This is a genomic window from Paenibacillus sp. CAU 1782 (genome assembly GCF_054551715.1).
Map to the genome: position 1 here is coordinate 111,859 of NZ_JBTOLL010000004.1, position 13,826 is coordinate 125,684.

A 13,826-nucleotide genomic window follows, 5' to 3' on the forward strand; every position below is an offset into this window, starting at 1 on the left:
GATACTGGCTAACGAGTATGGTATATGTCTGAATAGATAATTGATGCGATATTGGGCTAACTGGCATATTAATTTAATAGAGAGTCTAGCATCTCTCCTTAAGTTAGGTTATTATCGGAAAAATAATTTAAGGAGAGATGCAGATGTCGGATATACAGGCAATTGTATTGGACTTGGACGGAACATTGCTTGGCAGTGACAAATCCATATCACCTAGAAATTATCAGACTGTTAAAAGATGTTATGATTCTGGAATTCATATTATTGTTGCCACGGCCCGACCGCCTAGAGCGGCTAAAAGAAGTGGTACGTATGGGCTACCCGCTTTATGCCGTTGTCCCAGACGAAGTGAGAGGAAGAGTATCGTAAGTAGGGTAAGCAAGAATAGGGGGAAACAACTAATAGTTTGTATAAAAATAGATGTTCAAATATAATTATTTCAATAATGCAAATTCAAGAAAATGGAGGATACTGATGGGGATAATTGAAACCATAAGTGACTTTGGAGCTATCGATGCTGAAAATGACGACCGATTATTCGATTATTTTATCCAATCAGAATCATTAAAACGAATAAGGGACGAAAAAAGAAGAGTAGTTATAGGGCGCAAGGGATCTGGTAAAACTGCGATATATAAATTTTTATCTAAGGAAGCTAAAAATAAATTAACAGCTGCTTTGTTATTCCGTGATTATCCTTGGAAGGTACATGATCGTTTTGCGAATGATATGGTTTCAGACAGGGAAACATACGTGAATTCCTGGGATTTTTTAATTTATGTAGAATTAGCAAAACTTTTGGTAGAAGATATCGATAACTATGGTTTCTTCCAGAAATTTAAAGTTCGAAAAATTCAAAAATGGCTAAAGAGGAGCTGGGGATCGGTTAGATTTAATCATAGGGAGACCATGAACCCTAAGAACTGGGATTTTTCTTTTTCTCCTTCTGTAATGGGAAATAGTTTGGGGTCTGTTTCTCGAGGTGAGTCTGCTCAACGTTTAGGAAGTACATTAGGGGAAATAAACAAAAAGCTTCTTTCAAACTTAATCCCTTTACTACAGAACGACAGACAATACATTTTATTATTTGACGAACTGGATTTAAGTTATGATCCAAATGACGCAAACTATCTTTCTCGAATTAAGGGGCTTTTATTATCGGCATATAGCATAAACTCATATTTTCAAATACATAATGACAACGTAAAAGTTTATATATTTTTGCGAAGTGATATTTATGAAATTTTAGATTTTCAGGATAAAAATAAGATCACAGACAACCACGTTGAGTATCTTAATTGGGATCCAAAAGATGAAAATGCTAACTTGAGTCTCAAGAAATTAGCTGCAAAACGTATTCAAGAAAATATAAAACAGGCAGACGAATCTTTTTCTTACAATTGGGGAAAAATTTTTGAGCCAGCAAATATCGGTAGAAACCAATTAAAGTGGAATTTTATTTCTGATCAAACTTTTTTGCGTCCTCGGGATTTAATAAAATTATTAAACCTTTCACTTGAGGAAGCACAGAAAAGATTACGTTTAGGGCCTGGATCGCAGGATGCTATAATTAATAGAGATATTCATAATGTTAGAAAGGACTATTCAGATTACTTGTATTCTGAATTAAAGGATGAAGTTGGCGCTAAGTATAAAGATTTTGACAGTTATCTTGAAGTTTTAAGAGATATGCATAAAACAGTATTTACAATTGAAAATTATGAAGCAAGTTTCGAAGTATGTGCTGTCAGACTAAAAATGCAAGAAAATAGTAGTACTGTATTGGAAAGAATGTATGAGTTTAGTGTAGTTGGTTTTTACAAACCTGGTGGAGGAGGTTATGGAGGAGCGACATATTGCTTCCGCTATACTGATCCTAAGATAAAATTCAATCCAAAGGCATCAAACTACAAAGTGCATCCGGGATTCAAAGAATATCTTGAACTCATAGACGGCTAGTAAAAGGGGCTGTCCAAAAAGTCAAACGCTCTAACGGACACGGAAGTCCGTTAGACGCGTAAAACGCAGATTTTGAAATGCTAACGGACATCCTTGTCCGTTAGAGCCCCAAAATGGGTAATTATTGGATAATTTTCACTGTAACGGACATCAATGTCCGTTACAAACGCAAAAAGCTAAAAAATAAGCGCTAACGGACACGGATGTCCATTAGCGTTTTTAATTGAATCAGATACGCGGATCGGCTTTTTGGACAGCCCCTTTTACATTTAAAACTTGCCGTTACAGACAGTGCGTGGAACCTAAGTGCCAGCGAAAAGTTAAGTTTAAGGTTGAAACTTCAATGCTAAATTATGAAGAAGCACCTAAAAATCCACCTCACATGGAATCGGTATATATGCCGAGACGAAACTTCTATCAGGAATAGTTCTCCATCATTTGAGATAAATAATTCCGAAATTCATCAACATAGACTGTGGGCTCCACAACTTTTAACTGAGTGCCGAAGCTTGCTAATAATTGAAATCCCATACGATTCTGAGGGACATACATGGTTGCGAATAAGGAACCGGAAGGATGGTCTTCAATATTTCTTCGGCCATACCTTTCTATGATTTGATCTTTTATACTAGGCGATATCCATGCCTTAATCGTGACGAGTTCCGGTCTATAACTTGCTTCAGGTCCTTGCTCTGACCAATCGTCTCGAGGATGAAAGGCGCGTTCATCCATCGTCATATGGTCGATCCGGGATAACTTGAAGGTTCGATTTCCCTGTCGATGTAAGCAGAATCCTTTTAAGTACCAGCTCGATTCGCTAAAATGAAGCTCGTAGGGCTCGACCACTCTATTCGTTACGGCCCCGTCTTTATCCGTGTAGTGGAACGAAACCAGTCTTTTCTTAGATATGGATTCTTGACATATTTTTAAGGTTTCAAGAATCTCGGACCGGCCTTCCCAATTATAAAACGACAATTGAATGGAACGATTCAGAGACAATGGACTAACCATTGCCTCTATTTTTTTTATCGTTCTTTCAACGTCTTCAGTCAGGAGGAGTTGTTCCAACCCGCCGAGCGCAGCTAATATATTTTGCAAATCGGAGCTGGTTAAAAGGCGTTTATCAACCTTGTATTCATCCATGATGCCGTAGCCGCCTCTGACCCCATTAACAGAGTAGATCGGGATGCTGCACAAGCTCAATGTTTCCATATCGCGAAGGATCGTTCTTTTGGAAACATTAAATAGCTGTGAGAATTCCCTTGTAGAAACAATTTCTTTTTTCAGCAAAATCATAATAATCGAAATGAGTCGCTCCACTTTGTCCATAACGGCCCCCTTTTTCTACATGATTTTAGAACGATGACAATAAGGTGTCACCTTTTGTTCATTATACTACATGTATCAAAAGAAGGAGGTTTTGATTCAATGTTTAATCCAACCGATTTTCCCAAACCCACCCTTATTTCAGTCAACGGTGTGGAACTCGAAGTTTTTGAAGCAGGCCGACAAAATGCCGGAAAACCCATTGTCCTCTGTCACGGCTGGCCAGAGCATGCCTTTTCTTGGCGTTATCAGATGGACGCCCTTGCCGCAGCGGGCTACCATGTCATCGTTCCCAACCAGCGGGGTTACAGCAACTCATCCTGTCCGGCCGAAGTGACAGCCTATGACATCGAACACTTGTCGGGTGATCTTATCGCACTTCTCGATCATTATGGATACAAAGATGCCACCTTTGTTGGTCATGATTGGGGCGCAATGGTCGTTTGGGGGCTGACCCTATTGCATCCAAACCGTGTAAACAAAGTGATAAATCTGAGCTTGCCTTACCAAGAGCGCGGAGAAAAACCCTGGATCGAGTTTTTGGAAGAAATACTTGGCGGGGACTATTATTTTGTCCATTTCAATCGACAGCCAGGCGTCGCGGACGCCGTATTGAATGAAAATACGTTCCGGTTTCTTCGCAACCTGTACCGCATGAACGAGCCTCTCAGAGCACCTGAGCCAGGCATGGCGATGATCAATCTTGCCAACGCGGAAAAAGCACTCGGCGAGCCCTTGATGAGTGACAGCGAGTTGGCTGTTTTTGTCTCTTCCTTTGAGACATCAGGGTTCACGGGCAGCATCAATTGGTATAGGAACCTTGACCGCAACTGGCGCTTATTGGCGGGGGTGAACCCAATCATCCAACAGCCGGCTCTCATGATCTACGGTGACCGGGATGTGGTTCCGAAGTTTGAAAAACTGTCAGAGTTCGTGCCCAATGTGGAAGTGGTCAATCTGGACTGCGGTCATTGGATCCAGCAAGAAAAGCCGGAAGAAACAAACCAAGTCATTTTGAGATGGCTGGAACAGCATGATGCTAGCTAGTCACAAGAGTATATCAAGACTGAGTCTGCCCTCCGGCTTGACTGGAGGGTGGAACGAGACGTTGTTACCATCTTCGAGGCAAACCGACTGGACAGCGCTACCCTAATAGAGCTAGGGCGCTCGCAGTGGCTTGTTTTAAAGTATCCATTACTTTCAAATAGGGGCGCGGACCGTAGCTAATGCAAGCGATGCCTAATGATGCCAGTTTCTTGGGTGAAGGCGAATCAGGAGAAATCATAACGTTAACAGGTAGTGAAGACTGCTGGCATAATTTTTGGATCAGCATCTCGTTACATAAACCCGGCACAAAAATGCCGTGAGCGCCGGCTTCCGCATAGGCGTGCGCCCTTTGTAGGGCAGCTTCCAAGTGAGTCTCCTCATGGTCATGTGCCGCGGTCTCAAAGAAGACATCGGTTCGAGCATTAATAAAAAGGGGAATGGACGCATGCTCAGCGGCTTCCCGCACGGCCGCGATACGCAAGGCTTGCTCATCTATGGCGTATAGGCCAGGTTTATGAATCTTTTGATCCTCAAAATTAACCCCTACGGCACCGCGCTGTATGATCTTCAGCACATTGCTTTTAATCATCTCGGGAGAGGCGCCATAACCGCCTTCTATATCAATTGTAATGGGCAGATCTACGCTATTGCTTGAATCATTAGCGAGCTTCCGGCGTCCCAGGCATTGACGAGGACTAGCGGGCTGCCGCTTTGGTGCATTTGGTGAAACTTCCGTGCCTGTTCAATTTGATTTTTCATTTTTTGGACCTCCGACTTTCTCATGATTTAGCAGCCATTCTTTACGTGCGATTCCGCCGCCATACCCGCCGAGTTCGCCGCTGCTGTTAATGACGCGATGACAAGGAATGACGATTGCCAGTTGATTGGCGCCATTGGCTTGCGCTACCGCACGATATGCGGTGGGCTTGCCAAGCGCCAGCGCGATATCGGCGTAAGAACGGGTTTCGCCCGGTGGAATCTGTTTTAACTGCTCCCACACGCTTTTCTGGAATGGCGATCCCATCAGATGGAGGGGCGTCTTAAACTCGGATATCGTTCCCTCGAAAAATCGACTCAGCTCACTCTCAATAGACTGAATGGGGGGCGTCTGTCCGGGTATAATCGCTGCTTTCAATTTTGTCCGTAACCGTTCAACCTCGCGTTCCAACCCCCTGCGATCTACAAACTCCAGAAGATACAGCTCATTATCGTCAGCTATTGCCATCATGGGGCCGAGTCGTGTGTCCAGCCACGCTGCTTTAAGAATGAGGCTATCTTCTAAACGGGTAGGCGCTGCGCCCATAATGCGGGAGAAGGCGTCCCGAAATCCACTGCTGGAATCGTAGCCGGAAGCTAATTGCGTATCGATAATCTTTCCCCCCGTTCGGATGCTTTTTAAAGCCAGTCCCATGCGGCGGGATCTGGCATATTCAACAAATGTCATGCCGAAGCGCTTTTTAAATTGGCGGCGGGCGGTCGATTCATCAATGGATAACGCCTTGAAGTCTTGGCCCTTCCATCGCTTCTCCGGATTTTGCTCCACAGCTTCGACAAGCAGCCGGACGATATCGGAGACTTGATTCGGATGGGATAAGGGCCTACAGCGCTGGCATGGACGGAAGGAAGCAAGAAGCGCCTGCTGTGCTGTCTCATAGAACTCGCAGTTGTCGTACTTTGGTTTCCTGGCTGGACAAGTTGGCCGGCAAAATACGCCGGTGGAGGTAACGCCCACATAGAAGACGCCTTCGTAGTCAGACTTTTTTTCAATTAGGGCTTTATAATATTCGGCTTTGCGTTCCTCATTATGGATCATGGCCACACCTGCATATTTTAGGATGAGTTTATTATAACCATTGGGAATGAAGTCTGTAGCCGAAAATCAGGCACTTATTTTATTTATGAGTTGTTGATTCTCATTCTGGCATTCATCTTGAAAAAGAAAAGAACCCCACGAAAAGGGGGGGCACACTGGGGAGAGAATATCCAGCGACTTCGGGGCCGCGGGGCGGCTTTCGCCACTGGCTCCCGGTTCCAGAGCAATGGCAAAATGTCTCCTTTTGAAATTTTTAGAAAATAAGTAGCTAGGAGAGGTCCAAAGGGATATCAGCAATATGGCGAAATTAAAGGAGCTTCTTCAACGGTATCTGGAATTGCTGCAAGCCAAGGGATATTCAAAAGGGAATGCGATCCATCTTTTATTGGATAACTCGAAAGCAATTAGTCTAGACGTTGCTGCCGTTATTCGTGCAGAAGAGTTAAATGCTGAAATGGAGGAATTGAGCGGTATGGATAATTTGGTTAAGCTTGAGGATCATCAGGTTCGATTTATTGAATTAAAACCGATGAAGGTGGCTTATTATCATACAACGGCTGGAAACCAGCCGGAGGATGAAGCGTGGAATGTATTGTTTGCTTGGGTCAAGGAAAAAGGCTTGGACCAGATAGCCACTACCCGTTACTTTGGGTTTAATAACCCGGGCGAGATGAATGAGCATGGTTACGAAATGGGGGCTGTAGTTTCCGATGATGTCGAGCCTTCGGGCGAAATACGTATTAAGCAGATGGATGGAGGTTTATATGCCGTATCAAGTCTGTACGGACTTGATATTCCCGATGCATGGAAGAGATTAAACGAATGGGTTCAAAACAGCAAATATGAAGCGGGATCGCATCAGTGGCTGGAGGAGCATTTTTTGTTTAACGGCGACATGTATATCAACGAAACGTTTCAACTGGATCTTTATTATCCTCTAGCCATAAAATGAGTTAAAATGAAGATATGCCAGAGGGCCATCCCGCAAGGGATGGCTCTTAAAATTGATGACACAGACAGCGCGGAGAACCGTATCATAAGTTGGGGCAAGAAGTAGAGGCAAGAAGTAGGGAGAGTTTTTTTGAAATCGCGTTACGGGCGTGGAACGGAGCCTTGTGGGTTGAGGAGGGGGCCGCGTAGCGGCGAAGATGGAGCAAACGGATTTTTGCGAGCTTTTTGAAATTATAACTTACAAAATAATGGAGGATTACAAATGAAGTATTTTTACGGAGTGTTATCCTTTTTGGGACTGGTCTTGCCTTATTCGCAATTCATCCCTTGGGTCGTGCAGAACGGCCTCGATTTGCCTCTCCTATTTGAAGACATAGCCGGTACGCGTATCGGAGCTTTTGCATGGATGGATGTTTTAGTTGCCGCGATTGCGCTTATAGGATTTATCCTGTTTGAAGGCACTAGAAAGAAAATGAAAAATGTGTGGCTGCCGATTGCGGGTACGCTACTGGTAGGTCCTTCTCTAGGCCTTCCCTTGTTTTTGCTTCTCCGACAGTTACACGTGGAGAAAAACATTCGGAAATAGCATCAAATAACGAACCGAAAAAATGAGGGGGTGTTCTTGCCATGTTCACGGAATCAAGCAAAGAAAGAGAGCTTTCCTTCGATATTCGAAGGACTATCATTTTAGGCGCGTTTATTAAAGAATGGTCGATGCCAGAGTACCGGATCGTCCTGACCAAGCCTGAAAAAGCGGTTTACGTAGAAATTTATTATTTTCCGGCAGTAAACGAAAACGATGTGGCGAGATTTGCAACCGTTGGATTATCCAGTTCTCTCCGCTCCACTGGACAATCGATTGGTACGGAGTGGATGATGGCTTTGGCCTGTGATTTAGGCGGAGAGTCCGTCGACCGGATTTTTTCGTATGTGTGCGATCTAGCAGCCCATCATATCGAAGCCTCCCTTGATTCTCAGATACCAAGAGTGATGGAGGAAAGCCGGCTTGCTCCGGAAAACTGGTCAACAAAAGCTTTTTTCCTTGATGAGCTGAGAGGAGAAAGCGAAGACCTGGAGGAAATTCAGATAGGCAACGAAGTTGTCCAAGTTATATGGGCGATCCCGGTCACTGCGCAGGAAGCCAGCCTGATTTTGCGGGAAGGGGTAGAAGCCTTCGACACGTACATAGCAGGCGCCGAACACTCCATTATCGATCCCCGGCGCCCGTAGACCATTGCGGCAAAAATAGCTCCATTAAAGTACGGATACTGCCGCACCATTTTAACGGTGCACTAAAAATTCATGTTCATAAATGTCGTGGACCCTTTGCAGTACATTCCGTGCTTGATCCTGAAATGTTAACTCTGCAACCCGACCGTTCAGCAAAAATACGCCATTCTTATCGCGATGTTCCCCGAGAGCTCCTTCATACAGCTTGTTGGCTCCGTGAGCAGGTGGAGAAAAAAACAGCTTCATTAACGGTACAATCAATAAAGGCAGGCCGGATTTTTTTCCTTTTCTCAGCGTATTGTTGCCGCCCGGGTCGACACTGCGGATTTTGATATTGTCCTTTGCAAGCTGCGGAGCTATGGCCCGAGTCCATAATGAAAGGGCTAGTTTAGAGGTAGCATAAGGCCCAAGCAGCTTGCGAAAGGTTTTGGGTTGCTCTAGTTTTTGTATCGTAAAGTCTTTTGTCCATTTTAGCGCCGAAGATGAGGTATTAATCACTGTTTTGAAGTGGCCTCGTTTTATAAGCTCCATCAACTCCATAAGAACGATGAATGGAACAACCGTTAACAACTCATAGTGCAGCTCCCGTCCTTGTTTCGAAAAGCTTAACTCGTGAAAGGAACCGCCAGCATTGTTAAACAAAATGTCGATTCGCTGTTCCTTTCCCTTGATATCCTCCAATGCCCGCCGCAAACTTGCGTAATCAGTAAGATCAGTCGTTTTGTAAGTCCGAAGTGCTCCACGCTCCATTGCAGTTTGGATTGTCTCATCGTCCGACGGAAAGTCGGAGCGGTTTAAAGCAATCACCTGCCAATCCTCCGTCAGAAGCTTCCGGGTTAATTCCAATCCGATTCCTGCGTTTGCACCCGTAACAAAAGCGATTCCTTGACCTTGTCTCTTGTTCATTCCATATCTCCTCCAATACCGGGTTTCCCCTTCAGTAGTGCACATTCTATAACTTGGAGCCGACTCCAAGTCAAGGCCGGGGAGTACAGATTTTTTCTTGGGAATAAGGCGATCGCGGAACAAGAGAGCCCGGTTGTATTAGAAAACTTGACTTAGAGCCAGCACTCGGACGTATAATGCACTAAAATCATCTCCGAAAGGAGCGGGCAGAATGAAGGAAGAACGTACTTTTACGATCAAGCAAACCGCGAAGCAAATCGGAATTTCAGAAGATACGATCCGGTATTATGAAAAAATTGCACTGTTGCCCCGTGCCGAGCGTAAAAGTAACGGGCATCGCGTCTATCGGCAGGAGGACATGGACACAATCAGTCTCATCTATTGCCTGAAAAAAACGGGGATGCCGCTGGGAGAAATGCGCCCTTTTTTGGCGGTCTCCGCCGATGCTGATCCTGCTGAGTACCCCGAGCTGGTGGAGCTCTTAAAAAATCATCGGGAATCGATCGTTGCCCAAATCGCCTCTTTGCAGCAGGTGGTGGATTTTATCGATATGAAATTTGAGGAGGGGCGGATCCGCAAAGGCTGCTCCGAGGATACTCCGGAAGCCATGACGGGAGAGCCTAGTCCAAAGCCCGTATCGCCCGTGGAGATGACGTACTTTCCAGGATCGGCGGGGGTTCGCCAGTCACAGATATAGACATTTGGGAACGTTCAACTGCGGATAAGAGAAATTCAACCATTGGTTGAGGACTCACGTACACCTCCATACAAAACTTGAAGAATACACGCTATTCTAAAGGCATCTTATTTAAGGAGGTTCTTCTAATGGAGCAATTAGGGAATATTGGCGTGAAAATTGCGCAGCTGCGCCGATCAAGCGGTATGACGCAGGAGGAATTGGGGAAACGGTTATCCGTGTCCGCACAAGCTGTATCCAAGTGGGAGAATGGCGACTCTCTGCCTGATCTTTCGCTTGTCGTACAATTAGCGGAAACGTATGACTGTTCAACTGACTATTTATTGGGGCGACAGGGTGGAATATCGTCGATCATACCCCAAATTCGTGAAGCGTTTGCCCGAATGGCAGTGGAAGAGCAGATAGGGTTCCTTGGGGAGATTATTTCGTTAGCAGGAGCCCCTATGTCTACGTATCACGAAAGCTCAAGCGGACATCCCTCGCTTGTACACATTCACCTTGGTCCAACAGGAATCGGTTTATGGGCTAAGGAACGGCTTGCCTGCATCACTACGACGACATTTCTGAATGAAGCCATTGAAACGTTAGGCAAGGAAGCGGAGTTTCCGCTTACCCTTTTGTCCGATGACATTCGTCTTGTCCTACTAACCCTCTTGCGTGACATGGACGATCTGAAACCGGATTATGCGGTTGATGAAAAGACACTCCGGACTCTTTTGCCGGACATTGATTTTGAGCCGGTTATGACGGATTGCATTGAACTTGGATTCGTGGATCGGGTTCGCGGCGGTTACCGGCTAAACTTCAGGTCTGATCTTGCTGTTCGATTATTGGCTATTATTCATCAAACGTTGAACAAGCCTGGAACAATGAATGTAACCGTGGGAAAAGTAAATTGAAGAAGTGAAGGTGCGAAGTTCATGAATTGAACTGCCCGTCAAGTAAGCAGTGCAAGAAAATAAAGATCGTTAAGCGGCCTTGGTCCTGAATTCAATGGGACTGAGGCCGTTTGGTTTTGTATGTACTCATTTACAAAAGCGGATCACTCATCTACCCTTGTAGGCAAGCTTTTTTCTTAAAGAGTCTACCATGTACACCCAACCAATCAGTCCACATAAGACAAAACCAAACGCATGCAGAGAACCATAAATGGGAATGAAGTCGAGTATGGTCAAGGAAAACATGTTTTTCAGTAACGGATAAAAAATGGAAACGACAACAACCGTGTAAAAGGCCAAACAGGAAAGGCCCAAAAAGAAGGCTGCCTTTTTATGCAGGGAGTTTTTCCTCAAGTAAGCAAAGAGATAAGTGGTGTAAACCACAATATTGCAGGCGAATAAAGTGACTCCAATGTACTCAATCGGCTTGGAGAAAATCATGCCAATAGCAATTAAAATGGGTCCGATGATATCGATGGCAACGACCCAGGGATACCAGCTTTTTTTCGTCATGATCCGTCCCAGCAGGCCAATAAAAATCGGAACGATAGCCGATGAAAAATGAAAGTGGACCGAGCTTAACGCGTGCGTTGCAGGATTAGCTTGGAAGAGGTTAACTTGGTACTGATATAAGGTGAACCAAACGCCCCCGATAAAAAAATACACGAGCCCCGCGCCAATCGCTATCTCCGCTGCTTTTCCTTTAGAAACCACAATAGTAGCCAAGCCATAGATGCCAAGCAGCAGCGTGAACAGCAGCCACCCGAGGGAGAGGGCCCCTGGTATTTCCGTGCTTTCTAATCCCCACATCTTACTGCTCATGACTGAAGCAAGGGTAAGAAGCGCTGCGGGAAATTGAAGCCATTTAACAGCAGCATAAATCATTACTTGATGTTTATTCCCTTCGTCATGTTTCAAAAGTAAAATCACCAGAGGTACAATGACGAAAGCCGCGAACAGTAGAAATTTTTCAACAAGAGCGAATTGAAAGTAATCCAGATAAAAGATAAGAACGGTAATAATTCCGCCTGGAATCACCGGTGCTATTAATGATTTGATGATTGGTTTGAGGAAGCTATGCATGGGGGCTCCTTTCTAACGATGCTCGGTAGAGATACCAAGTCGATATCCGATAATGGAGCATTCTCTATTATAGATGGAGGATGCTCTTTTAGTAGTTTAACATATATAATCGGATAGTCTTTCTAAGCCTGTGATTTAGTCCTGCTGCAGCAATGTATGCTATAATTCGGGAACTAAACGTTGCTTCGGACCGGTTGTCTCCATCCCATGTCATGACCGGCTCAGTCTATGTGTGTACCTGGGGGTTTAAGCAACTTGACTTTATAATGGACTAAAATACGGTTGAAGGAGATAAATTCATGATTAAAAGGATTGCTTGTTTACACGCCCATTATTCAAATATCCAATATATTCAAAATGCTCTTGCCTCTGATGAATTGGAATGGGTTCATTTTGTGGATCCTGGTTTGATGAGCAGAATTTCATGGGATAAACATTTTGATGAAGCTAAAGCCAAAAATAAAGTTATCGAACAAATCGAGTGGATAGCTCAAGCAAACGTCGAGGCTATTCTGATCACATGTACTAATTATATTGCTCTTCTTGAAGAAAACCGACTTCATACATCTATTCCTATCATAAAAATGGACGAGCCTTTCTTTGGCTCTGTCTGCAATAGTACCGAACCACAGGTTCTTCTATTCACCAATCCTGCAACCGTCGAGGGAACAATGAGAAGGCTTAATGAATTTGCTTCTATCCACGATAAGCCAATTGGTACTATTGAGGCACGTGTCATAGAGAATACATTTGAGTTAATCATGCAGGGCAAAACAGAGCAATATGTTGGAGAAGTATCAACGTACATAAAGAGGATACTTGCATCAGAAAAAAACAAGAAAATTTCTGTTGCTCAATTATCTATGGTGGAAACAGCCGCTATGGTTGAGCGAGAGTTAAATGTGAAAATCGGAAATCCGCTGGATTCATTGATAACACACTTCGAGAACCTGATGTCTAGCTAACAGGATAGACATTGAAATTAGTGTCTGCTATGATATGGGTGTCGATATTACAACACTGCGTTTTATAATATAAAACGAGTGTGGAGAGGGAGATAGATAAAGGAATATGCCAATTATTCAGGCCTTGGATAGAGCATTAAAGATTATCGACTTGTTCGACGAGCAGCACAAGGAGTATAAGCTGTCCGAAATAAGTGAAGCCATGAATTTGCACAAAAGTACGGTGCATTCGTTGTTGAAAACGCTTCAAATTCACCGTTATATTGTACAGGACGAGGAGTCCGGGAAGTACAGTCTTGGGCTAAAGTTCGTAGAGAAGGGGGAGCTGCTTCTCAAGCAATTTGATATTGTGGAAATTGCCAGACCCCATCTGAGAGCTTTGTCTATAGCAACCAGCCAAACCACGCATTTGGTTATTATAGATGGCGTAGAAGGCATATACATTGACAAAGTGGAAGGGCAAAAGGCAGCCATTCGGTATTCGCGTATCGGTCGCAGAGTTCCCTTGCATAGCAGCGCGGTTGGCAAGGTGTTGACGGCCTTTCGGCCTGGCGATGAACAGGCTCGAATGTTGACAGGGTATACGTTCGTCAAGCATACGGATAAAACGATTGATAGCGTTGAAGGCTTTCTGGAAGAATTGAAGATGGTCGAGAAGCAAGGCTACGGCATCGATAATGAAGAGAATGAACCGGGAGTCCGGTGCGCCGCCGCTCCGATATTGGATCACAACGGGCAAGTGATCGCGGCGATGAGCGTATCTACAATGGTTGCACATGTCGATGATGATGAGCTGACACGTCTAATCGAACGGCTTCGACAGGCAACAAGCGAAATTTCAACGCAATTAGGGTATCGTCATTAGTTTAATTTAAGATCGATCCATTCGTAATAAGTGACGAATCGATCTT

The 13,826-nt window shown here is 44.4% G+C and carries 15 protein-coding genes; 10 read left to right on the plus strand and 5 right to left on the minus strand.

Features of this window, described 5'->3' with window-relative positions; all coding sequences use genetic code 11:
- The first annotated feature begins 143 nt into the window (after positions 1 to 143).
- Together ACX93W_RS12805 and ACX93W_RS12810 are read left to right on the plus strand one after the other, a co-directional pair.
- Positions 144 to 434: an HAD family hydrolase gene (locus ACX93W_RS12805; RefSeq protein WP_459392764.1), complete on the plus strand. Its 291-nt coding sequence runs from the start codon at positions 144 to 146 to the stop codon at positions 432 to 434.
- Between the two features lie 40 nt (positions 435 to 474).
- A complete protein-coding gene (locus ACX93W_RS12810) occupies positions 475 to 1,959 on the plus strand; it encodes a P-loop ATPase, Sll1717 family (protein WP_459392765.1) in 1,485 nt (494 codons plus the stop codon).
- Between the two features lie 417 nt (positions 1,960 to 2,376).
- Here ACX93W_RS12810 and ACX93W_RS12815 read toward each other — a convergent pair whose 3' ends face one another.
- Positions 2,377 to 3,288: a helix-turn-helix transcriptional regulator gene (locus tag ACX93W_RS12815; RefSeq protein ID WP_459392766.1), complete on the minus strand. Its 912-nt coding sequence runs from the start codon at positions 3,286 to 3,288 to the stop codon at positions 2,377 to 2,379.
- 99 nt (positions 3,289 to 3,387) lie between these two features.
- On the opposite strand from ACX93W_RS12815, the gene ACX93W_RS12820 reads away from it, so the two are divergent.
- Positions 3,388 to 4,332, plus strand: a complete 945-nt coding sequence (locus tag ACX93W_RS12820; protein ID WP_459392767.1) for an alpha/beta fold hydrolase — start codon at positions 3,388 to 3,390, stop codon at positions 4,330 to 4,332.
- A gap of 97 nt (positions 4,333 to 4,429) precedes the next feature.
- Here ACX93W_RS12820 and ACX93W_RS12825 read toward each other — a convergent pair whose 3' ends face one another.
- A complete protein-coding gene (locus tag ACX93W_RS12825) occupies positions 4,430 to 5,014 on the minus strand; it encodes an isocitrate lyase/PEP mutase family protein (protein WP_459392918.1) in 585 nt (194 codons plus the stop codon).
- 60 nt (positions 5,015 to 5,074) lie between these two features.
- The gene (locus ACX93W_RS12830; protein WP_459392768.1) at positions 5,075 to 6,145 is read right to left on the minus strand and encodes a bifunctional transcriptional activator/DNA repair enzyme AdaA; all 1,071 of its coding nucleotides are present in this window, start codon (positions 6,143 to 6,145) and stop codon (positions 5,075 to 5,077) included.
- Between the two features lie 298 nt (positions 6,146 to 6,443).
- Here ACX93W_RS12830 and ACX93W_RS12835 point away from each other — a divergent pair, with 298 nt between their 5' ends.
- The 3 genes from ACX93W_RS12835 (at position 6,444) to ACX93W_RS12845 (ending at position 8,326) form a co-directional block, all read left to right on the plus strand.
- On the plus strand, positions 6,444 to 7,097 hold the full coding sequence (locus tag ACX93W_RS12835; protein ID WP_459392769.1) for an AraC family transcriptional regulator: 654 nt from the start codon (positions 6,444 to 6,446) through the stop codon (positions 7,095 to 7,097).
- Positions 7,098 to 7,358: 261 nt separating this feature from the next.
- On the plus strand, positions 7,359 to 7,682 hold the full coding sequence (locus tag ACX93W_RS12840) for a DUF2834 domain-containing protein (protein WP_459392770.1): 324 nt from the start codon (positions 7,359 to 7,361) through the stop codon (positions 7,680 to 7,682).
- A 41-nt stretch (positions 7,683 to 7,723) separates the two neighbouring features.
- Positions 7,724 to 8,326 carry a suppressor of fused domain protein gene (locus tag ACX93W_RS12845; RefSeq protein ID WP_459392771.1) on the plus strand — a complete coding sequence of 201 codons (603 nt, stop codon included), beginning with the start codon at positions 7,724 to 7,726 and terminating at the stop codon, positions 8,324 to 8,326.
- Between the two features lie 51 nt (positions 8,327 to 8,377).
- Here ACX93W_RS12845 and ACX93W_RS12850 read toward each other — a convergent pair whose 3' ends face one another.
- Positions 8,378 to 9,232 (minus strand): SDR family NAD(P)-dependent oxidoreductase, encoded by an 855-nt coding sequence (locus ACX93W_RS12850; RefSeq protein ID WP_459392772.1) that lies wholly within the window; start codon positions 9,230 to 9,232, stop codon positions 8,378 to 8,380.
- A gap of 211 nt (positions 9,233 to 9,443) precedes the next feature.
- Between ACX93W_RS12850 and ACX93W_RS12855 the strand changes: the two genes are divergently transcribed.
- Positions 9,444 to 9,929 carry a MerR family transcriptional regulator gene (locus tag ACX93W_RS12855; RefSeq protein ID WP_459392773.1) on the plus strand — a complete coding sequence of 162 codons (486 nt, stop codon included), beginning with the start codon at positions 9,444 to 9,446 and terminating at the stop codon, positions 9,927 to 9,929.
- A gap of 128 nt (positions 9,930 to 10,057) precedes the next feature.
- Positions 10,058 to 10,828 carry a helix-turn-helix domain-containing protein gene (locus ACX93W_RS12860; protein ID WP_459392774.1) on the plus strand — a complete coding sequence of 257 codons (771 nt, stop codon included), beginning with the start codon at positions 10,058 to 10,060 and terminating at the stop codon, positions 10,826 to 10,828.
- A 147-nt stretch (positions 10,829 to 10,975) separates the two neighbouring features.
- Here the strand turns inward: ACX93W_RS12860 and ACX93W_RS12865 are convergent, their stop codons facing one another.
- Positions 10,976 to 11,950 (minus strand): YndJ family transporter, encoded by a 975-nt coding sequence (locus ACX93W_RS12865; protein WP_459392775.1) that lies wholly within the window; start codon positions 11,948 to 11,950, stop codon positions 10,976 to 10,978.
- 299 nt (positions 11,951 to 12,249) lie between these two features.
- Here ACX93W_RS12865 and ACX93W_RS12870 point away from each other — a divergent pair, with 299 nt between their 5' ends.
- Complete coding sequence (locus tag ACX93W_RS12870) at positions 12,250 to 12,915, plus strand: hypothetical protein (protein WP_459392776.1); 666 nt, start codon at positions 12,250 to 12,252, stop codon at positions 12,913 to 12,915.
- Between the two features lie 106 nt (positions 12,916 to 13,021).
- Positions 13,022 to 13,780, plus strand: coding sequence for an IclR family transcriptional regulator (locus tag ACX93W_RS12875; RefSeq protein ID WP_459392777.1), 759 nt, complete (start codon positions 13,022 to 13,024; stop codon positions 13,778 to 13,780).
- Positions 13,781 to 13,826: the final 46 nt, after the last annotated feature.